This is a genomic window from Streptomyces sp. NBC_01525 (genome assembly GCF_045040405.1).
GTDB lineage: Bacteria > Actinomycetota > Actinomycetes > Streptomycetales > Streptomycetaceae > Streptomyces > Streptomyces benahoarensis.
On record NZ_CP109397.1, the window covers coordinates 347558 to 367729 of the forward strand.

Annotated in this window: 22 protein-coding genes and 2 pseudogenes; 9 read left to right on the plus strand and 15 right to left on the minus strand. The window is 73.0% G+C overall.

Annotation, left to right across the window (positions count from 1 at the left end):
• Positions 1 to 9: 9 nt before the first annotated feature.
• The 3 genes from OG422_RS01505 to OG422_RS01515 all read left to right on the plus strand — a co-directional run bounded on the left by OG422_RS01505 (position 10) and on the right by OG422_RS01515 (position 2135).
• Entirely contained in the window at positions 10 to 216 is a 207-nt protein-coding gene (locus OG422_RS01505; RefSeq protein ID WP_143942183.1) for a hypothetical protein, read from the plus strand.
• A gap of 158 nt (positions 217 to 374) precedes the next feature.
• Positions 375 to 860: a cation:proton antiporter regulatory subunit gene (locus OG422_RS01510; protein ID WP_143942182.1), complete on the plus strand. Its 486-nt coding sequence runs from the start codon at positions 375 to 377 to the stop codon at positions 858 to 860.
• A gap of 6 nt (positions 861 to 866) precedes the next feature.
• A complete protein-coding gene (locus OG422_RS01515; RefSeq protein ID WP_405738749.1) occupies positions 867 to 2135 on the plus strand; it encodes a cation:proton antiporter in 1269 nt (422 codons plus the stop codon).
• An 86-nt stretch (positions 2136 to 2221) separates the two neighbouring features.
• Here OG422_RS01515 and OG422_RS01520 read toward each other — a convergent pair whose 3' ends face one another.
• The 3 genes from OG422_RS01520 to OG422_RS01530 form a co-directional block, all read right to left on the minus strand.
• The gene (locus tag OG422_RS01520) at positions 2222 to 2662 is read right to left on the minus strand and encodes an SPW repeat protein (RefSeq protein WP_405738752.1); all 441 of its coding nucleotides are present in this window, start codon (positions 2660 to 2662) and stop codon (positions 2222 to 2224) included.
• A gap of 489 nt (positions 2663 to 3151) precedes the next feature.
• Positions 3152 to 3583 carry a DUF6126 family protein gene (locus OG422_RS01525; RefSeq protein ID WP_251076663.1) on the minus strand — a complete coding sequence of 144 codons (432 nt, stop codon included), beginning with the start codon at positions 3581 to 3583 and terminating at the stop codon, positions 3152 to 3154.
• Positions 3584 to 3773: 190 nt separating this feature from the next.
• Entirely contained in the window at positions 3774 to 4157 is a 384-nt protein-coding gene (locus OG422_RS01530) for a helix-turn-helix transcriptional regulator (RefSeq protein ID WP_143942179.1), read from the minus strand.
• 647 nt (positions 4158 to 4804) lie between these two features.
• On the opposite strand from OG422_RS01530, the gene OG422_RS01535 reads away from it, so the two are divergent.
• Complete coding sequence (locus tag OG422_RS01535) at positions 4805 to 5104, plus strand: hypothetical protein (RefSeq protein WP_405738755.1); 300 nt, start codon at positions 4805 to 4807, stop codon at positions 5102 to 5104.
• A gap of 148 nt (positions 5105 to 5252) precedes the next feature.
• Here the strand turns inward: OG422_RS01535 and OG422_RS01540 are convergent, their stop codons facing one another.
• Positions 5253 to 5741, minus strand: a complete 489-nt coding sequence (locus OG422_RS01540) for a glutathione peroxidase (protein ID WP_143942177.1) — start codon at positions 5739 to 5741, stop codon at positions 5253 to 5255.
• A gap of 73 nt (positions 5742 to 5814) precedes the next feature.
• A complete protein-coding gene (locus OG422_RS01545) occupies positions 5815 to 6174 on the minus strand; it encodes an STAS domain-containing protein (protein ID WP_143942176.1) in 360 nt (119 codons plus the stop codon).
• Positions 6175 to 6586: 412 nt separating this feature from the next.
• Here OG422_RS01545 and OG422_RS01550 point away from each other — a divergent pair, with 412 nt between their 5' ends.
• The gene (locus OG422_RS01550; protein ID WP_143942175.1) at positions 6587 to 8500 is read left to right on the plus strand and encodes an ABC transporter ATP-binding protein; all 1914 of its coding nucleotides are present in this window, start codon (positions 6587 to 6589) and stop codon (positions 8498 to 8500) included.
• 322 nt (positions 8501 to 8822) lie between these two features.
• Positions 8823 to 10382: an apolipoprotein N-acyltransferase gene (gene lnt, locus OG422_RS01555; RefSeq protein ID WP_405738760.1), complete on the plus strand. Its 1560-nt coding sequence runs from the start codon at positions 8823 to 8825 to the stop codon at positions 10380 to 10382.
• Here the strand turns inward: lnt and OG422_RS01560 are convergent.
• Complete coding sequence (locus OG422_RS01560; RefSeq protein WP_405738763.1) at positions 10348 to 11259, minus strand: Gfo/Idh/MocA family protein; 912 nt, start codon at positions 11257 to 11259, stop codon at positions 10348 to 10350. The genes lnt and OG422_RS01560 overlap by 35 nt on opposite strands.
• A 345-nt stretch (positions 11260 to 11604) precedes the next feature.
• Between OG422_RS01560 and OG422_RS01565 the strand changes: the two genes are divergently transcribed.
• Positions 11605 to 12072, plus strand: coding sequence for a hypothetical protein (locus tag OG422_RS01565; RefSeq protein ID WP_405738765.1), 468 nt, complete (start codon positions 11605 to 11607; stop codon positions 12070 to 12072).
• A gap of 684 nt (positions 12073 to 12756) precedes the next feature.
• Here the strand turns inward: OG422_RS01565 and OG422_RS01570 are convergent.
• The 9 genes and pseudogenes from OG422_RS01570 to OG422_RS01610 form a co-directional block, all read right to left on the minus strand.
• Positions 12757 to 12936 (minus strand): annotated as a pseudogene (locus OG422_RS01570) (hypothetical protein); the annotation flags it as partial.
• A 221-nt stretch (positions 12937 to 13157) separates the two neighbouring features.
• Complete coding sequence (locus OG422_RS01575) at positions 13158 to 13838, minus strand: uracil-DNA glycosylase (RefSeq protein ID WP_143943966.1); 681 nt, start codon at positions 13836 to 13838, stop codon at positions 13158 to 13160.
• 226 nt (positions 13839 to 14064) lie between these two features.
• A complete protein-coding gene (locus OG422_RS01580; protein WP_405738768.1) occupies positions 14065 to 14835 on the minus strand; it encodes an SDR family oxidoreductase in 771 nt (256 codons plus the stop codon).
• Positions 14836 to 14863: 28 nt separating this feature from the next.
• The gene (fabG, locus tag OG422_RS01585; protein WP_405738771.1) at positions 14864 to 15625 is read right to left on the minus strand and encodes a 3-oxoacyl-ACP reductase FabG; all 762 of its coding nucleotides are present in this window, start codon (positions 15623 to 15625) and stop codon (positions 14864 to 14866) included.
• Between the two features lie 237 nt (positions 15626 to 15862).
• The gene (locus OG422_RS01590; RefSeq protein WP_405738774.1) at positions 15863 to 16258 is read right to left on the minus strand and encodes a DUF3037 domain-containing protein; all 396 of its coding nucleotides are present in this window, start codon (positions 16256 to 16258) and stop codon (positions 15863 to 15865) included.
• Positions 16255 to 17079, minus strand: coding sequence for a HipA family kinase (locus tag OG422_RS01595; protein ID WP_405738777.1), 825 nt, complete (start codon positions 17077 to 17079; stop codon positions 16255 to 16257). Before OG422_RS01595 ends, OG422_RS01590 begins: the two co-directional genes overlap by 4 nt.
• A 76-nt stretch (positions 17080 to 17155) precedes the next feature.
• Complete coding sequence (locus OG422_RS01600; protein WP_405738780.1) at positions 17156 to 17500, minus strand: tyrosine-type recombinase/integrase; 345 nt, start codon at positions 17498 to 17500, stop codon at positions 17156 to 17158.
• A gap of 128 nt (positions 17501 to 17628) precedes the next feature.
• Positions 17629 to 18303, minus strand: coding sequence for a tyrosine-type recombinase/integrase (locus tag OG422_RS01605; RefSeq protein WP_405738783.1), 675 nt, complete (start codon positions 18301 to 18303; stop codon positions 17629 to 17631).
• A 173-nt stretch (positions 18304 to 18476) separates the two neighbouring features.
• On the minus strand, positions 18477 to 18782 hold the full coding sequence (locus OG422_RS01610) for a helix-turn-helix transcriptional regulator (RefSeq protein ID WP_405738786.1): 306 nt from the start codon (positions 18780 to 18782) through the stop codon (positions 18477 to 18479).
• Positions 18783 to 19059: 277 nt separating this feature from the next.
• On the opposite strand from OG422_RS01610, the pseudogene OG422_RS01615 reads away from it, so the two are divergent.
• A pseudogene (locus OG422_RS01615) lies at positions 19060 to 19588 on the plus strand (transcriptional regulator); the annotation flags it as partial.
• Positions 19589 to 19594: 6 nt separating this feature from the next.
• Positions 19595 to 20152: a telomere-protecting terminal protein Tpg gene (gene tpg / locus OG422_RS01620; RefSeq protein WP_405738789.1), complete on the plus strand. Its 558-nt coding sequence runs from the start codon at positions 19595 to 19597 to the stop codon at positions 20150 to 20152.
• Positions 20153 to 20172: the final 20 nt, after the last annotated feature.

A 20172-nucleotide genomic window follows, 5' to 3' on the forward strand; every position in this document is an offset into this window, starting at 1 on the left:
GGGACGGACATGCCGACCACCGCCTCGTCCGTCGTTGTTCCCGCCGCCGCGCACACCGCCTCCGGCGGCCGCCCGCGCACTCCCGTCCGCGCCGCGGTCCGGCCGCGCCGGGTCCGGCGGACCTCCGCCCACGCCCACGGCTTCATCCCGCACCGCAGGCCCCGCCTCGCTCCCTGCGCGCGCAGCGGCATTCCCGATATGTCCCGCGTCGGCTGACACCACGTCACCTCCTTCGGGGCCCGCTCCGCCCGGCCCCGGTCACCGGCGCCGGGTGCTGCACAATGCCTGACCAGTGACGGCCGGTCGTACCGGTCCGTCCGGCCAGGGGCCTCGCACGCCCGCACGCTGTACGCACCCCCGCAGGGAGCACCTCCATGGAGCCATCGGCCCACGTCGGCAAGACCGCCCTACCCGGGGTCGGCACCCGCTACGACCTCGACACGGACGGCGGACGACACGTCTCGGTCGTCGCCCACCAGGACGGCCGCCGCATTCTCGCCTTCCACGACCCGCAGGACGAGGACAGCTGCCAGGACTCCGTGGCACTCGCCCCCCAGGAGGCGAGCACACTGTCCAAGCTCCTCTTCCCCGACCCCGTCGCCCATCTCCACCAGCATCCGGAGATCGACCTGGTCACCGAGCACATCCCGGTCACCAAACGATCCCCGTACGCCGGGCGGACTCTGGGGGCCACCGCGGCCCGCACCCGCACCGGCGCGTCCATCGTCGCCGTTCTGCGCCGTACCGACGCCGTGCCCTCGCCCACCCCGGACTTCCGTTTCGCGATCGGCGACACCCTCGTCGTGGTCGGCACCCGGGAAGGCGTGGACGCCGTCGCCGCATTGATCACCGGAGGGTAACCGCCCGTGCACGACACCACCGCGCTGCTCATCGAACTCGGGGCCATCATCCTCGGCCTGGGCATACTCGGCCGGCTCGCGGGGCGGGTGGGATTCTCACCGATTCCGCTCTACCTGCTCGCCGGACTCGCCTTCGGCCACGGTGGGCTGCTGCCGCTCAACGCCAGTGAGGAATTCGTCTCCACCGGCGCCGAGATCGGCGTCATCCTGCTGCTGCTCCTGCTGGGCCTGGAGTACAGCGCCTCGGAGCTGGTCACCAACCTCAAGACGCAATATCCCTCCGGGATCGTCGACTTCGTGCTGAACGCCGTGCCGGGCGCGGTGGCCGCGCTGGTCCTGGGATGGGGGCCGGTGGCGGCGGTGGCGCTGGGTGGTGTCACCTGGATCTCGTCGTCGGGTGTGATCGCCAAGGTGCTCGGCGACCTCGGCCGGCTGGGCAACCGCGAGACGCCGGTGATCCTCGGCGTCCTCGTCATCGAGGACCTGGCGATGGCCGTCTACCTGCCGCTGCTCACCGCGCTGCTGGCCGGTCTGAGCCTGGCGGGCGGCAGCCTGACCCTGCTGATCTCGCTCGGCACGGTCGGCGCGGTCCTGTACGTGGCGCTGCGGCACGGCAGACTGATCAGCCGGGCGGTCTCCTCCGACAACCCGGAGATGCTGCTGCTGGTGGTGCTCGGTCTGACGGTGCTGGTCGCCGGGGTCGCGCAGCAGCTTCAGGTGTCGGCGGCGGTCGGCGCGTTCCTCGTCGGGATCGCGCTCTCCGGAGAGGTGGCCGAGGGCGCGCACCATCTGCTGGCGCCGATGCGCGACCTGTTCGCCGCGGTGTTCTTCGTCTTCTTCGGCCTCAACACCGATCCGGCGGCGATCCCGCCGGTGCTCGTCCCGGCGCTGATCCTGGCCGTGATCACCGCCGGTACCAAGATCGCCACCGGGTGGTTCGCGGCCCGCCGCGCCGGGGTGCGGACGGCGGGCCGCTGGCGGACCGGCGGCACGCTGGTGGCCCGCGGCGAGTTCTCGATCGTCATCGCCGGTCTTGCGGTCGGCGTGGAGCCCCGCATCGGCCCGCTGGCCACCGCGTACGTCCTGATCCTGGTGATCCTCGGGCCGCTGGCCGCCCGCTGGACGGAGCCGGTGGCGCGCCGCACGGCCCGGCTGCTGGGCCGCACCCCGGCCCCGGCGGGGGCGGTGCCCGCGCCCGCCGCGCCGAGCCCGGAACCGGCCGCCGCCGAGGAGTCCCCGGCCGCCCCGGGGGGCACCGTCCGCACCCGCGGCTGACGGGTTCCGCACACGACAACGGCCGGTGCCCGCGAGGGGCGCCGGCCGTCGGGCCGTCCGCACGGTCATCGGCCGTGCGCGCGGGGTCAGGTGCGGTGGCGGCCTCTGCCGGACACCGCGACGCAGACCAGCCCCAGCAGGCACGTCAGACCGCCGATCACGGCGTTGGTCCAGATCACACCCCGGTCCGGGCCGCTGCCGACGATCCAGGGCGCGATGATCATCCAGACGCCCATCGCGCACATCGCCCAGCTCAGTCCGTACATCCGGGCGGGCCGGGCCGTGAAGCCGAGGCCCAGCGCCGCGATGGCGATGCCCATGATGAGGTTGTGGGTCATCAGCGTCGGCTGGGACGCGGTGAAGTGCACGATCCACGGCGAGACCGCGCAGAACAGGCCGACGAGGAACACCGGTCCGTCCACGAGAGCCACGTCATGCCCGCCGAGCACCCGCTCGTACCGGGCCTGCATCTCCGAAACATCGGGGTGACCTGCGAGGCCTCCCCTGCTGTGTGAGACGTCGGCCATGCGACTCGCCTCCTTCGTCCGCAAGCCTGGCCGGATCGCGTGGCAGGGAACCACACATCTCCATTCTGCGCTTATGTCTCCTTTATGTGTAGTGGGACGGTAAGCGCCTTTTGCTGGGGTGTGCGGCTTTCGCGAGAGGCGTCTCAGGGGCGGGTGAGGATGACGAGTTGCCCGTCGCCCGGGGCATCGCTCCATACCGGTCGACCGCCTCCGGGGCGTCGGCCGGGGCGTGGGTTCGCCGATGACACAGGAGCGGCAGATCGGCCACCGTCCAGGCGGAGAGGTCCGCGCGCCGCAGTCTCCGTACATCGTCGGGGGGCGAGCCAAGAGGCACACTTCCGCCGGTAGGGGGGACCGACCAGAGGTCGCCGTCCAGCTCGGCGGCGTCGCGCAGCGGGTGGACGGAAGCGGCGCCCCGTCGCTCGGACGAGGGCGCCGCTTCCGGTCCCGCGAGGTAACGCGCCTGTGGCGCACGACAGTTGGCGGGCGTCAGGTGCCCGCGTGCCGTCCCAGGTAGACGAGTAGCATCAGGAAGCCCGCCACGAGGTGGCCCACGGCTATGTAGAGCAGGATCTGGCGGGTCGTGGGGTGCGACTTGCGCCGGGAGATCAGCGCGAGAACCCGGGGCGGCGCCGACGGCCGGACCAGGGGGCGGCCGATCGGACGGCCGGTGCGCCGCCCGGTCGGCACGGCACGCCGACGCACCCCGCACCGCGGCGCGGTCCGCCCGCCGGCCGGGCGCCACGGGCAGGGGCGCGGCCCCCGGGAGGCGACCGCGCCGTCGTCGTACGGATGGTGGTGCGGGCCGGTGCACGGACGCCGGGAGTCCGGGGCGCCGGTGACCGGCAGGCAGGTGCGCGAGTGGACCGCGCGCCACGGCGGCGGCCCCTTCCGCCGTGCGGCGCCGGGCACGGCGCTCACCCGGCGAGGCCGCCGGGCGGCCTGCCCCGGTCGCGGTGGCACGCCGCCTGCGCCCGGCGCGGCACCCGGGCGGGCCACCGTGCGGATCCCCCGGCCACGCCCTGCGGCGCCGAGCCGACGGCGCGCGCCCGGCGCCGCGTCCCGCTCATCCCTGCTCCGCCCACAGCCGCTCCGCCCACTCCCGTTCCGCTCATGACGCCTCCTGGACGCGGGGCAGCTCGGCCGGCGCCCGTCCGGCGTCCGCCCGGCGCAGCTCGGCGAGGAGTTCGCCGCGGCCGGTCAGTACCACGGGGAGGGTCCGGCGGGCGGCCCCCAGCAGACCGGCCACATCGCCGCCGGCCAGCTCGTAGACGACCGTGGTGCCCGTGCGGGTGGCGGTGACGATGCCGGAGCGGCGCAACACCGCTAGCTGCTGGGAGAGCGCGGCCGGCTCGACGCCGATCGCACCGCGCAGCTTCCGCACCGGCAACGGGCCCTCCTGCAGCAGCTCCAGCACGCGGATGCGCACCGGGTGGCCGAGCACCCGGAAGAAGGCGGCCTTCGCCTCGTAGAGCGGTATCCCGGCGTCGTTCATGCGCGCGCTCCCGCCGCGGCGGGGCGTCGCGTGGGGTGTGGACGGTGCGGTGCCCGCGCCGCGGGGTGCCGGGGATCCCGGGTCCGCTCCCCTGCCGCTCCGGCCCATCCGCCCACGCATGCCTCCACTCACGGTCCGCCGACAACCGCACCAACTGTTGAATTGCAGACTTCTGCAACTGTAGACGACTTCCGGCCGCCCGTGGGCGGGCAGGGGCCGATCCGGACACCTTTCCGACGGAGGACATCCGACGCATTGGGCATGTTCACGACACGTTCCGGATCCTGCGGGGGGACACACACCCGCACGCCGGAGGAATCGCCCCTCCCCCACCACCGGTCACTCGGGGGCGGACCGGCCGAAGATCGCCTTGACAGCATGTACGCCCCTCTCCCGTCGTCCCGCTTCCCGTCGGCCGCCCGGGCCTGTCCGGCGCCCGTGGCCGCGCTCCGCTCCACCGTCCGGGATGCATCACCGGACCGTTCGCCGTACGTGGCGCCAGTGGGCCGCCTGCCCGGTGCGGGAGCATGTCAACCGCGGCGCGCGCGGGAACGTATCTTCTGGCCGTCACCCGGCCCAGGCGCATCTGGGGTGATCCGGGCGGCGCGCCCGCAACCCGGGGGCGGGTCGACTGGTTGAGTCCGGTCATGGACGCCAAGCAGAACGCCGGTCCCCCCTTCCGGCGCCGCGCTCTCCCCCCGTCGTCACCCGTGGCCCCGACGCCGCAGGCCGGGCGCCGGGAGGAGGCCACGCCGATCTTCGACCAACTGCTGCGGGAGTGGCGGTCCGGTGCGCCGCTCCCGGTCACCTGGCCCGCGGCCGACACCCCGCCGCAGCCCGGGGACCGGCGCCCGCCCACCGCCGCGGCCGAGGAACGCGTCATCCCCCGCTCCCGCCGCCACGACCCACCGCCGAAGGCGCCCGGCGGCAGGCGTGGCGAGGATTGACACTCCGGGACCGCGCCACCCCCTGCCGCGCGCCGAGGAGCGTCGCGGCGGTGACTCTCCCGTACGTGGCGCCCCGGCGGGAGGTTCCCGGGGCGCCCGCCGGTCCGTCAGCGGTGCGCGCCCGCTTGGGCAGGCGCGCGCCCAGCCGTCATGCGGACAGCTGCGCCTCGACGGCGGCGACGACCTCCGGGGCGTCCGGGGCGGTCTGCGGGGCGAAGCGCGCCACGACCGAACCCTCCGGGGCGATCAGGAACTTCTCGAAGTTCCAGCGGATGTCCCCGGTGTACCCCTCCGCGTCCGGCGCGGCGGTCAGCTGCGTGTAAAGGGCGTGCCGCGCGGCGCCGTTGACATCGATCTTCTCGGTCATCGGGAAGGTGACGCCGTACGTCGCCGAGCAGAACTGCGCGATCTCCTCGGCGGTGCCGGGTTCCTGGCCCATGAACTGGTTGCAGGGCACGCCGAGGACGGTGAAGCCGCGCGGCGCGTACTGGGCGTGCAGCCGCTCCAGTGCGGCGTACTGCGGGGTGAGGCCGCACTTGGAGGCGACATTGACGAGGAGTACGGCCTTGCCGCGGTACTGGGCCAGATCGGCGGGGCCGCCCTGGAGGGCGTCGATTTTCACTGTGTGAACGGACATGGCAAGGAAGCGTAGTCCGCCGCGCCCCGGGAACCCCGGCACGCACCGCGCTCACCACCGGGCCGCCGGGGCGCTACCGTCCCGGCGCCGCCGTATCCAGGAGGTCGAAGGCATCAGCCAGACCGGTCAGTTCGAGCAGACGGCTCACCGCGTCGCCCGGGGTGAGCCCGGTCAGCCGCAGCCTGCCGGACGCGTACCGCACCCGGTGGCGGGCGCGGCACAGCAGCGACAGGCCGGAGCAGTCGATGAAGGTCACCGCCCGCAGGTCCAGGACCAGGTCGGGGCGGCGGGTGCCGGTCAGGTCGTCCAGCGTCGCGGCGAGTGCGCGGGCGGCCAGGAGGTCCAGTTCGCCGTGGAGTACGACGACGGTGACGCCGTCCGTCGTGTCGGTCCGGCCGAGGTACGGCCAGGTGGGGGTGTGGTCGTCGTTCATCGCCCGTCCCTCTTCCGTGCCGGGGCGCGCGTTTTCGCCACCCGCAGGCGGCGAAGGCGTGCGGAGGATGTGGGGGGTGCCACCGCGGACCGGGCGGTTCCGGCCGCCGGTGGCGCTCGCTGTCGCCGCGGCGCCGGGCGCCGGAGTGAACCGCGCGCCGCGTGTGGCGGGTGTACGGATGCGCCGCGGGTGTCTACGGACTACCCGTTCGACACGGCGTCAAGTCCCGGCCCATGCCCGGTCGGACGAGGTTGGCGCGATCCGGCCGCACCGCACCGGGGGCCGGGGCGGGGCCTTCCTGCGGGCGACGACCGCTCGCCACCCCTTGACCTCAACAAAGCTTGAGGTTCTAGGTTTCCGTTCTGTCGCCGCCACACCGCGGCGCTCTGACATACCGATGAGGGAGACCGCGATGGACATGGAAGTGACCGCCTGGCACGCGCTGCACGGCACGGTGTACGCGCAGGAGGGCACCCGGCGCCTCTCGCGCGCCACACTGCGCCGGATCGCCGCCTTCGCCCGGCCGCACCGCCGCCGCCTGGTGTGGTTCCTCGTGCTGAGCACCGTCATCGCGGCGGGGGCGGTGGTGACGCCGCTGCTGGCCGGGCGGGTCGTCGACGCGATCGTGCACCACGGGTCCACCGGCCTCGTCCTCGGCATCGCCGCGGTGATCGCGGTGATCGCGCTCGCCGAGGCGGGCCTGGGGCTGCTCACCCGGTGGCTGTCGGCGAGCATCGGCGAGGGGCTGATCCTGGACCTGCGCACCACCGTGTACGACCACGTCCAGCGGATGCCGGTCGCCTTCTTCACCCGGACCCGTACCGGCGCCCTCGTCAGCCGTCTCAACAACGACGTGATCGGCGCGCAGCGGGCGTTCAGCGACACCCTCTCCGGCGTCGTCAGCAATCTCGTGACCCTGCTGCTGACCCTCGTGGTGATGCTTGGCCTGTCCTGGCAGATCACGCTGATCGCGCTGGTGCTGCTGCCGGTGTTCGTGCTGCCCGCCCGCCGGGTGGGGCGGCGGCTGGCCGCGCTGCGCCGCGAGGGCGCCGACCACAACGCGGCGATGGGCACCCGGATGACGGAGCGGTTCTCCGCGCCCGGCGCCACCCTCGTCAAGCTCCTGGGGCGGCCGTCCCGGGAGTCCGCGGAGTTCGGCGCGCGGGCTGCCCGGGTCCGTGACATCGGCGTGCGCACCGCGATGGTCCAGACGTACTTCGTCACCGCCCTGACCCTCGTCTCCGCTCTGGCACTGGCCGTCGTCTACGGGCTCGGTGGTTTCCTGGCGCTGCGCGGCAGCCTGGAGCCCGGCGCGGTCGTCTCCCTCGCGCTGCTGCTGACCCGCCTCTACGCCCCGCTGACCGCGCTGTCCGGTGCGCACATCGAGGTGATGAGCGCGCTGGTCAGCTTCGAGCGGGTCTTCGAGGTGCTCGACCTGAAGCCGCTGATCGCGCAGAAGCCGGACGCCCGCGCGGTCCCCGAGGGCCCGGTGTCCGTCGAGTTCGACGCCGTACGCTTCGCCTACCCGTCCGCCGACAAGGTGTCGCTGGCCTCCCTGGAGGAGGTCGCCGCCCTCGACACCCGGGGCGGCGAACGCGTGCTGCACGGCATCTCCTTCCGCGCCGAACCGGGCCGGATGGTCGCCCTCGTCGGCTCCTCCGGCGCCGGGAAGTCGACCATTGCGCACCTCCTGCCGCGGCTGTACGACGCCGACGCCGGGGCGGTGCGGATCGGCGGGGTCGACGTCCGGGACCTGACCGCGGAATCGCTGCGCGACACGCTCGGCATGGTCACCCAGGACGGCCATCTCTTCCACGACTCGATCCGGGAGAACCTGCTGCTCGCCCGGGATGGCGCCACCGACGACGAGCTGTGGGACGCGCTGCGCCGGGCCCGGCTGGCGGAGCTGATCCGGTCGCTGCCGGACGGTCTGGACACCGTCGTCGGCGAGCGCGGCTACCGCCTCTCCGGCGGCGAACGCCAGCGCCTGACCATCGCCCGGCTGCTGCTCGCCCGGCCACGCGTGGTGATCCTGGACGAGGCCACCGCGCATCTGGACAACAGCTCGGAGGCGGCGGTACAGGAAGCCCTCACCGAGGCGCTGGCGGGCCGCACCTCCGTGGTCATCGCGCACCGCCTCTCGACGGTCCGCGCCGCCGACGAGATCCTGGTGGTCGAGGGCGGACGCATCGTCGAGCGGGGCACGCACGAGACGCTGCTCGCCGCGGACGGCCGCTACGCCGAGCTGTACCGCACACAGTTCGCGGACGGCTCCGGCGGGCCGGAGGCCACGGGGTCCGCCGGGGCATCCTCCCTGGTGGGCTGAGCGGACCGGCCGACGGAGGAGCGCCGCGCCCGGTGTCCGGGGCGCGGCGTTCGTGGTTCGGGGACGCGGCGTTCGTGGTTCGGGGACGCGGCGTTCGTGGTTCGGGGACGCGGCGTTCGTGGTTCGGGGACGCGGCGTTCGTGGTTCGGGGACGCGGCGTTCGTGGTTCGGGGGCGCGGCGTTCGGCCGCTCAGCCGTCCGCGGGCCCCCGGATCGGGGGGAGTCGCGGCCGCCCCCTGTCCGTGCCGGGCCGAAGCGCGCAAACTGGCCGCGTCGCCCGCAACCGGAACGGGCCCGGACGGCAGCGCCGGAGGGAAAACGCATGGCCACACCCGGTGCCACCACCACCGCGCCGACCGACGCGGCGGCCGCGCGCCGCCCCCGGTCCCGGTGGCTGCGGGCCGTCGCCGCGCTGCTCTGCGGCGCGCTCCCGGCCCTCGCCTTCCCCGCCCCGTCCCTGTGGTGGACCGCGTACGTCTCCCTCGTACCGTGGCTGTTGCTCCTGCGAACCGCGCCGACGAACCGGCGGGCGGCGCTGGAGGGGTGGCTCGGCGGCATCGGGTTCATGGTGACGGTGCACCACTGGCTGCTGCCGAGCCTCCATGTGTTCCTGGTGGTGCTGGCGGCGCTGCTGGGCGCGTTGTGGGCGCCGTGGGGGCCGCTGGTGCGGACGCTGCTGGGCGGCTCGCCGCGCCCGCGCCGGTGCCTGGCCGCCCTGGCGCTGGTGCCGTCCGGCTGGCTGATGGTCGAAGTGGTCAGGTCCTGGGAACAGTTGGGCGGTCCGTGGGGGCTGCTCGGCGCCGGTCAGTGGCAGGTGCCGCCCGCCCTGCGGCTCGCCTCCCTGGGCGGAATCTGGCTGGTCAGCCTGCTGATCGTCTGGGTAAACACCGCACTGGCACAGCTGATCTCGCTCCGCCGGGCCCGCCCGGTCGCCGTCGCCGCGCTGCTGGTCTGCGCGCTGACGGTGACCGCCGTCCGGTACGCCGCGCCCGTGCCGCGGCCCGGCGGTACCGCGCGGATCGCGATCGTCCAGCCGGGCGCGGACGGCGGCCCCGGCGCACGTCTGGCGCGGAGCGAGGCGCTGACCCGGCAGCTGGCGGGCCGGGGGGTACGCCTCGTGGTCTGGGGCGAGAGCAGTCTGACCCGCGATCCGGCGGACGATCCGGGGCTGGCCGGGCGGCTCGCCGCGCTGTCCCGGAGCACCGGCGCCGACCTGCTGGTCGGGGTGGACGCGCCGCGCGCCGGGCGGCCCGGCGTCTACAAGAGCGCGGTGCTGGTGGGGCCGGGCGGGCCGACCGGCGACCGGTACGCCAAGATGCGGCTGGTGCCGTTCGGTGAGGCGATTCCGGCCCGGCCGCTGCTGGGCTGGGCGACCCATGTGGGCAAGGCGGCGGCCACCGACCGGATGCGCGGCACCCACCAGGTGGTGATGCCCGTACCCGCCGCGCACGGCCTGCGGATCGGGCCGCTGGTCTGCTTCGAGACGGCGTTCCCGGACATGAGCCGGAGCCTGGCCGCCGACGGCGCGCGGATGCTGGTCGCGCAGTCGTCGACCTCATCGTTCCAGGACAGCTGGGCCCCGGCCCAGCACGCCTCGCTCGGTGCGCTGCGGGCCGCCGAGACCTGGCGCCCGATGGTGCACGCGACGCTCACCGGCGTCAGCGCGGTCTACGGCCCCCGGGGCGAACCGGTCGGCGAGCGGCTGTCCACCGACCGCAGCGCCGCGGCCGTCTACGACGTGCCGCTCGCACACGGCACCAGCCCGTACACCCGGCTGGGCGACTGGCCGGTGTACGCGGCCGTGGCGGCGCTGCTCGTGGCGGGCGCACCGGTGGCGGCGCGGCGGGTCAGGCTCCGGTGGTCCGCGCGAGCGCGTCGGTGACGACCCGTTCGCACAGCTCATGGGTGCGCAGCGCGTCCAGCGCGGAGGGGCGCTCCCCGGCCCGTACGGCGTCGAGGAAGGTCAGCGCGGCCTGTTCGATCCCGCGCTGGCGGGCGACCGGCACCCAGTCGCCGCGGCGCCGCACCGCCGGATCGCCGTGGTGGTCGATGACGTCACCGAGGTTGACGACCTGACGGCGGGCGTCGCCACCGGAGACATCGAGGACTTCCTCGGCCGACCCGCTGCGCCGGTTCATGGTGCCGATGGCCGTGAATCCGTCGCCGGAGAGCTGCAGGACGACGTGTTCCATCAGCCCGTCACGGATCCGGGCGCGGACGTCGATGTGCTCGACCTCGCCCGGGGCCAGGAAGCGCAGCGTGTCGACGACGTGGATGAAGTCGTCGAGCACCAGGGTCCGCGGGTCCTCGGGCATCCCGACGCGGTTCTTCTGCAGCAGGATCAGCTCGCGGGGGTGCGCGCGGCAGTCGGCGTACCCGGGGGCGTGGCGGCGGTTGAAGCCGACGGCGAGGCCGACGCCGCGCTCCTCGGCGAGGTGGACGAGACGGCGGGAGTCGGCCAGTTCGTACGCGAGCGGTTTGTCGACATAGGTCGGCACCCCGGCGTCGAGGAGCCGGGCGACGATCTCCGGGTGCGCGGCGGTCGGGGCGTGCACGAACGCGGCGTCGAGCCCCGCGGCGAGGAGCGCGTCCAGATCGGCGTGGCGCTGCGCGACGGGAATCCGATGGGCGTCGGCGACCTGCCGGAGGGTGGCCGGGGTGCGGGTCTGAAGATGCAGTTCCACGCCGGGCCGGGCGGCGAGGACCGGCAGATATGCCTTCCGGGCGATGTCTCCGAGCCCTATGCAGCCGACCTTCACATGCACTCCCGATGCCGGACGGCCCGCCCTTCGCCTGGCCGTCTGTGAGGGGAGTTTACGGAAGGGGGCGGGAAGCCGAAGGCTGGGGGCGGGAGCGGCCCGGCCCGGAGCTGCGGCCCGGCCCGGCGGTGGCGGGCGGGAGGCTGGGGCGGTCCGGCGAAGGGCGGAGCGCTCCGGCCCAGATGCGGGGGCGGGCCCGGTCCGCGAAGGGGCGAAAGCGAGCCCGGCCCGGCGGCGGTTCCGGCGGGCCTGCGGCTCCGCGCGTCGCCCCGGGGCGCGCGCGATCACCCCTGCGGGGACTTCCCACGCCCGTACGGGCCGGGAAAAGCTGCAAGGATGCACCGTTTGTCCGCTCTCGTGGTCCTCTCGGTGGTGGTCGCGGCGACCACCACCGGCTGCGTGACGCTCCCTTCCCGGCCGGCCCCCACAGGCCATCACCCCACGCCGCCCGCTCCCACCGGTCGGCCCGATCCGGCCGCGCCGCTGCCCCCGCAGGGCCGGATCGGGCCGGTGACCACGCAACCGGCGCCCCGGCAGTCCGACGCCGCCCGCCGGGCCGTACCGCCGCCCGGCAGGTCCCCGCACCACGGCGGCGGGGCACGCGGCGGCACGGGCGGCGGCGTACGGCCGTTGCCCCCGCCCGCGGGCGCACCCACCCGGGAGCGCGCGCCCGCGCCCTCCACGCCCTCCCGGCTGCCGCGCCTCGGCGACAGCCTGCCGGCCGGGGCGGAACTGTGCGCCCTGGGACGGAAGTACGGCCGCTGGCAACGGGACGGCGCGGCGCTGCGGATCTGCCGGCAGGCGTACGGCTGACGCCGCGGCCGGGCGTGGTGAAGGCCGGGCACACCCTGGTCGGGCCCGGCTGCGGCGAGGGCCCGGTCAGCTCCGGCCCGGGCCGTCGTCCAGCCGTGCCCCGAGGCGGTCGATGTCGGCGTACAGGGTCTGGCGGTGGGCACCGTCGGGCAGGGCGGCGGCCCAGGTCCGGGCGCGCAACAGGTGGGCCTGGGCGTCCCTGGGGCGGCCGAGCGCGGCGTAGTCGGCGACCAGGCTCAGATGCAGCGCGGGGAAAAGCGCCCGGAGCCCGGCCAACGGGCTGTCGGCGCTGACGGCCCGGGGCTCGTCGTCTTTGCCCGGGGCGTTGTCCCCGTCCGGGGCGTCGTCGCAGCCGGGTCCGTCATCCTCGCCCGGGCTCTCATGCCTGCTTGGGCCAACGCCCCGGCCCTGACTCTCGTCGCTGCGCGGGCCGTCGCCCCCGCTCGGGCTCTCGTCACCGCTCAGGCCGTCCGGCCTGCCCCGGGCACCCGCACCGGACGGCCCGGCGGCCTCACCCGAGCCGTCGGCACGGTCGGCGCGGTCGGCACGGTCGGCGCGGTCGGTGCGGTCGGTACGGTCGGCGCGCCGCTCCCCCTCCGGCCCACCCCCGTCGCCGTACGGTCCGGCGCACGGCTCGCCCCCGCCGCTCCCCTGCGTCCGAGGCCGCCCACCCGTGACAAACCCCTCCGCCGCCTCCAACGCCGTGAGGTCCCAGGCGAGGCGATCCCGGGGCGTGTCCTGGGTGGCGGCGAGGTAGTGGGCGAGGGTGCAGCGGTGGAGGGGGTCGGCGGACGGGCCGAGTTCGTGCCAGAGGGCGGCGAGGCGGTTGCGGGCCTCTTCCCGGTCTCCGGCGCGGTGCAGCATGACCGCCTGGCCGATCCGGGTCGGGACGCCGCCCTCGGCCGTCCGCTCCTGCTGCCGCTCCGTCACGCTCGCTCCCACATCGGTCCGCCGCGGCCTCGCCACCCGCCGCTGCTTCCCGACGCTAACCGCCGGGCGCCGCCCCCGCGCGGTGTGGGCGCCACGCCCGGACGCCCACGGGAGCCGCACAGGGGCGCGCCGGATGCCAGGGCACCGGGCCCCGCTCAGCCCAGGTCGGGGATGCGCCAGTCGATCGGGGCGTGGCCCTGGGCGGCGACCGCCTCGTTGATCTGGGTGAACGGGCGGGAGCCGAAGAACTTCTTGGCGGACAGCGGCGAGGGGTGCGCGCCCTGCACCACCGCATGGCGGTCCTGGTCGATCAGCGGCAGCTTCTTCTTCGCGTAATTGCCCCACAGGACGAAGACCGCCGGGTCGGGGCGGGCGTCGACGGCGCGGATCACGGCGTCGGTGATCTTCTCCCAGCCCTTGCCCTTGTGGGAATTGGCCTCGCCCTCGCGGACGGTGAGCACGGCGTTGAGCAGCAGGACGCCCTGGCTCGCCCACGGCATCAGATAGCCGTTGTCCGGCACGGGGTGGCCCAGCTCCTCCTTCATCTCCTTGTAGATATTCCGCAGCGACGGCGGGGTCTTGACGCCGGGCCGCACCGAGAAGCACAGGCCGTGGCCCTGCCCGGCGCCGTGGTACGGGTCCTGGCCGAGGACGAGGACCTTCACCTGGTCGTACGGCGTGGCCTCCAGCGCCGCGAAGACCTCGTCGCGCGGCGGGTAGACCGGCCCCTGGGCCCGCTCCTGCGCCACAAAGTCGGCCAGCTCCTTGACGTAGGGCTTCGCCAGCTCTTCGCCGAGGGCGCCGCGCCAGGACTCGGGCAGCGTGTCGGTGACCACGTGAACAACCTCCGGTGTGCGTTCCGTATCTCGCACTCCAGAACCTACCGGCGACCACTGACAACGCGGCAATGCGCGGTCACCGGCCCACGGCGAACGGCGCCCCGGGACCGTCGCCCCGGCCGTGTGAACAGGGAAAAGGGCGGGGCGCCGGCCCGCAGTGACCGGCGCCCCGCCGCTGAGGTGGCCGGATGTCCCGGCCGTCCCTCCGACTACACCCCGGCGTTCACACCCCGGCGTTGAGGAGGAGCCCGCCGTCGACGACGAGGGTCTGGCCGGTGATCCAGCCCGACGCGTCGGAGAGCAGGAACGCGGCGGCGCCCCCGATGTCCTCCGGCACGCCCAGCCGTCCCATGGGGTAGGAGGCCACGACCTCCTCCTCGCGGTTCTCGTAGAGCGCCGCGGCGAACTTCGTCTTGATCACCGCGGGCGCGATGGAGTTGACCCGGACCACGGGCGCGAATTCGTGCGCGAGCTGCAGCGAGAGGTTGACCATCGCCGCCTTGCTCATGCCGTACGCGCCGATGAACGGCGAGGCGCCGATACCGGCCATGGAGGCGATGTTGACGATCGCGCCGCCGTTCTCCTTCTGCCAGGCGTGCCAGGTGCGCTGCGCGAAGCCGAGTGCGGAGATCACGTTGGTCTCGAAGACCTTGCGGGCGACGCCGAGGTCGAGGTCGGCGATCGGGCCGAAGACCGGGTTCGTACCGGCGTTGTTGACGAGGTAATCGATGCGGCCGAAGGTCTCCATCGCCCGCTCGACGGCGACGGCCTGATGGGCCTCGTCGTGCGCCTTGCCCGCGACGCCGATCACGCGCTCCGCACCGAGCCGCTCGACGGCCTCCTTGAGGGCGTCCTCGTTGCGGCCGGTGATGACGACCCGGTCCCCGCGGGCCACCAGCGCCTCGGCGATGCCGTAGCCGATGCCGCGGCTGGCGCCGGTGACCAGTGCCACCTTGCCGGAGAGGGCGGGGAGCGCGCTGTGCTGCTCGGTCATGTGTGGTTCTCCCGGTGGGGTGGTGCGGTCAGTTGAGCGGGCCGCCGGCGACGTACATGACCTGGCCGGAGACGAAACCGGCCGCGTCGCCGGTGAAGAAAGCGATGGCGTTGGCGATGTCCGCCGGTTCGCCGACGCGCCGCACCGGGATCTGGGTGGCTGCCGCCGCCTGGAACTCCTCGAAGCCCATACCGACGCGTTCGGCGGTGGCGGCGGTCATGTCGGTGGCGATGAAGCCGGGGGCGACGGCGTTGGCGGTGATGCCGAACTTGCCGAGCTCGATGGCGAGGGTCTTGGTGAAGCCCTGGAGACCGGCCTTGGCGGCGGAGTAGTTGGCCTGGCCGCGGTTGCCGAGCGCGGAGCTGGAGGAGAGGTTGACGACGCGGCCGAACCCGGCGTCCACCATGTGCTTCTGGCAGGCGCGCGCCATCAGGAACGCGCCCCGCAGGTGGACGTTCATGACGGTGTCCCAGTCGGTGTCGCTCATCTTGAACAGCAGGTTGTCGCGGAGGACACCGGCGTTGTTGACGAGGACGGTGGGCGCGCCCAGTTCGGCGGCGACCCGCTCCACCGCCGCCTCGACCTGTCCGGCGTCCGAGACGTCGCAGCCCACGGCGAGGGCCCGGCCACCAGTCGCGGTGATGGTGTCGACGGTGTCCTTGCAGGCCGCCTCGTCGAGGTCGAGTACGGCGACGGCGCGGCCCTCGGCGGCCAGCCGGACGGCGGTGGCGGCGCCGATGCCGCGGGCCGCGCCCGTCACGATGGCGACGCGCTGCTCGGTGGTGGACATGCGGGTTCTCCCTAGCCTCGAAACCAACCTCGACAAGCGGTGTGCCACACCGTGCCCGTAGTGAGCAACCGCTTAGTATCTCCAGCACCGGTGACGCTAGAAGCCCGGCCACCCCCTGTCAACGCCCATCGCCGCGCCGTTACACAGCTCACCCGCGCGCGGCCGCCCCCGGCATGCGGGAAGCCGGAGCGCGGCCCGTGGCCCCGCTCCGGCTTCCCGCTCCGCCCCTCTCGCGGCTCAGCGCACCAGCAGCTCCAGCAACCGCCCGGCCTCACCGGTGGGATCGCAGGTCAGACCGGTGTGCACCGGGCCCGGCTGGACGACGGTGCTGCGCGGCGCGATGAGCCACCGGAAGCGGCGCCCGGCGTCGTCCCCCGCCGCCTGGCCCGCCTGCGCGCCACCGCGGCAGACGCCCTCGACGGCGCCCAGGGCGGCGCGTACGCCCTCCACATCGGCGGCCGGGTCGAGGGCGAGCAGCCGCGCCTCGTCCAGATGGGTACGGGCCTCGACGAAGTGGCGGGCGTGGCAGTAGACGACCACCCCGGCGTTGATCATCTCGCCGCGTTCGACGCGGGGTACCACCTTGAGGAGCGCGTACTCGAAGACATCGCGCCCGTTGTGCAGTCCGCTCACTTCACTGCCCTCCGCGGGGGCTTGCCGGTCAGCCACTCCGGCGCCCGGGACGGTCCGTCCGAGGTGCGTTCCCTCAGGGTGATGTGGTCGCCGATCACCTCGGCGCGGGCCAGCAGCGCCCGGACGTACGCGGCGCGCACCTCGTCCGGCGACGCGAAGCCGGGCTCGTCGACCAGCCACTCGTCGGGGACGTCCGCGGCGACCTCGGTGAGCAGGTCCTCAGTGATCTGCGGCGCGAACTCCGCGGCGGCCGCGGCGAGATCGGGCGCAAAGGTGGCCAGCACATGGTCGGTCGCGTCGTACGGTTTGACCGCGCCCTTCTCCGCGCCGGGCCAGTTGTGGTGCCAGATCATCGTGGCGCCGTGGTCGATCAGCCACAGCTTGCCGTGCCAGACCAGGAGGTTCGGGTTCCGCCAGGACCGGTCGACGTTGTTGATCAGCGCGTCGAACCACACCACGCGGCCCGCCTCGTGCGCGCCCACCTCGAACGCGAGCGGGTCGAAGCCGAGGGACCCGGGCAGGTAGTCCATCCCGAGGTTGAGCCCGCCGCTCGCCTTGAGCAGCTCCTGGACCTCCTGGTCGGGCTCGCTCAGGCCGATCACCGGGTCGAGCTGCATCCGCACCAGCTCCGGCACCCGCAACCCCAGCCGCCGCGCCAACTGCCCACAGATGATCTCCGCGATCAGCGTCTTCCGACCCTGCCCCGCACCGGTGAATTTCATGACATACGTGCCGAGGTCGTCGGCTTCGACGATCCCGGGGAGCGAGCCACCCTCACGCAAGGGCGTGATATAGCGGGTCGCTACGACCTCTTCCAGCACTTTCCCAGGCCACCCATCTTCTCAACCTTATAATCCACGGACGACCTCTCCGGGGCGTAGAGGCAGGAATCACCGGTCAACAGCGCTGGGGAGAATCTGGGGAGTTTCGGCCAGCGAGCCGGTTTCCCCGCTCCCCAAGCAGACCGTCGATGATGCCGCGCCCCTTGCTGCCAGCTTCCGGCATAAAGTGAGCATAGTAACCGAGGGTGATCGCCGGCGAGGAGTGTCCGAGCCACCGAACAAGGGTCACGACGGACTCTCCGGATTCCAGCATGATCGAGGCGTAGGTGTGCCGAAGCACGTGGAAACCGTCCTTCGGGGCCGCCGCCCACTGCCAGGCTTTCGCTCCCTCGGTACGTGGCGGGATGACGCCTGCCTTGGCCAAGGCAGGCTTCCAGATGTAGGTGTTCCATGTGTTCACCGCGAAAGCGTTACCGAAGCGCGTGGTGAGCAGCAGGGAGAACTTCTTCCTCTCCCCCTCTAGCTTCCCCCACGGCAGCTCCACCTCTACCGGCGGGAACGCTTCGATGTGACGCTTCAGTTCCTCGGCTACCGAGGGGGCAGATCCACCGTGCGGATCTTCTTCCCCTTCGGCAGGGCGAAGTACAGCCTTCCGTGAATCGCCTGCACTTGGCGCCGAACGTGAAGCATGCCGCGTTCATAGTCGATGTCCTCCGGGCTCATCCCGAACACCTCGCCCTGGCGGAGTCCGCATCCCAGGCCGACTACGACGGCGATCCTGTTCCGCTCGTTGATGGCATCGCGGACTCGCAGTGCCGTGCCCATCGGCCACGCGTCGCGCCGCTCCCGTGGGGACTTGGGCCACCGCACAGATTTCGCGTGCATAGGATTGCGCGCGAGGCGCTTGTCGTCGACGGCCGCTTCCAGGATGGAGGAAAGCTCGGACAGGATGCCGCGCTGGTAGTCGACTGACGAGACTGTCGACTCCAACTTGGTTATGAACGCGCGCAGATCCGTTGCGGCGATGCTCCTGAGCGGAAGCCGGCCCAGGTGCGGGACTATATGAAGACGCGTTCTACGCTCCTGACTGTCCTGGGTTTTCGGAGCACCTCCTCGCCCCGGCGCCCAGTGCGTCGCGATGTAGTCGGCCAGCGTGATGGACCCGTCGCGCGGGTCTACGAACTCGCCTCGCTCCTCGTCCGTAGCTGCCCGGCGCAGCCACGCCTTGGCGTCCTCCAGCACATCAAAGGATCGGTCTCGCACCCCAGGTATGCCGGCGACCTTGTACCGCTTGCCCTTACCGTGGCGAGCGGTCTTCCCTCTTCTCCCGGTGACCGGATCCTTCTTCTTTTTGAGCCAACGATCCTCGATATAGCCGGCCGAACTGGTTTCCTTTCAAGAGGATGCGAACGGCGCGCCCAACAACATTCGATATGTCAAGCACCGGGGTTCGTACGTCGCTGCGGAGGCGCACCCAATGGGTTCAAAGCAGGGTCAGAGCGAGAGTCTGCGCGTTCCTGCTCATGGATCCAGGCGTCGAGAGCTGTCCGCCGATACATGACGCGACCACGAGGGCCCGTGCGGAAGCTCGGCGGCCCCTGCCGTCGGTGCCGCCAGACATAAAGTGTGTGCGGTGATATGCCGAGGTACGCGGCGGCATCCCTTTCGTTGAGAAAGCAGGCGCGTACAGCGCTGGCGGAGTCAGGCACAGCCGAGGGGGAGAGCAGCGATCGTGTAGGCATAGAGCGCTTCCTGTGAGGGAAAAAGAGAACGGGCCCGGGCAGCCCGCGTCCACTACGACTCCACCGCCAAGCACAGTCGGATGCGAGCACCTGAATGGTCCCGACGATCGCCGGTTTGGCGGCCTGCTGCGGGACGGCGGGGCCCTCGTCGTCATCACGCCCATTGTGGAACACACCCCCAGCAGCGGCGCCACATCGCCCTGGACGATGACGACCTCGTCATGGCGTCGGAAGGGTTCACGAAGGTCGTGCGGTTCGACGTGCAGGGCCTAAGGCCCTGTCGCCAAAGGGCTTCCTGGCGGCGATGGACGGCTACCGCGGCCGTGACCCGGAGCTGGCGATCGTGGTGTCCGCCGTCAAGGCGACGGTGAAGGGCGGGCTGGGGAAGCTGCGTGAGCGGCCCAGGGGCGAGGGCTGGCGGCCCGGCGAGCCCGTGGCGGGCGCTGTCCCGTTTGACCTGGCGGCCGGACATCCGCGCGGCGGTCATCTCCCGCACCCGGATCAACCTGCACCGCAAGATCGTCAAGCACGCGGCGTTCACCGGGCAGTACCCGGTCGCGATTCTCTCCGACTGCGTCGTCCACGCGGCCGACGGCGAATCGCCGCTGGACTTCCTGCCGCACCGGGAGGGCAAGCCGCTGCCGGGCGGATTCAAGCTCGGGGTCAACCCGGGCCTGGTGAAGCACGAGGGAACGCAGAGCGTGCTGTGGGGCGAGGGCGTGAGGGAGCAGTTCAAGGCCCCGGAGCTCAACCTCGCCCGGTACATCAAGGATGGCACCGTCACCGACCAGGACAACGGGGAGTAGCAGGCGATGAGCACGTTCGGGGACGGCCTCGACAAGGCGGTACAGAAGGCGTTCACCCACCCGACGCCCAAGAGCGCGGGCGCGCAGATGCGGTACCTGGTCAAGCAGTACAAGGGCACCAAGGCAGTCGCCCAGATGCTGCGGATCCCCCAGCGCACCGTCGAGCGGTACGTGAAGGACCAGATCAAGAAGCCCCGCCCCGACCTCGCCGCGCGGCTGGAGACCGAGGTCAAGAGGCGGTGGCAGCCGCAGATCCGGGCGAAGGCCAGGGAGAAGGCGGCGAGCACCGGCGGCATCGTCATCGACACCCGGGCCCGGCTCGGCTACGTCGCGCCGATCGGGTCGACGGATGAGGACCGGATCCGGCACCTGACCGTCGCCCTGCCGCCGCATCACGCCGCCCGCCTCTTCGAGGCCCAGGAACAGGGCGCCAGCGACGACCGCCTGCGGGAGATCGCTGCCGAAGCGCTCAAGGAGGTGTACTTCCAGGACGGCGGCCGCCGTGCCGGGAGCCTGGAGGAGGTCCGCTTCATGGACATCGAACGCCTGGAGTTCGATCTCTAGTGCCCCTCCCGGCAAGCTTT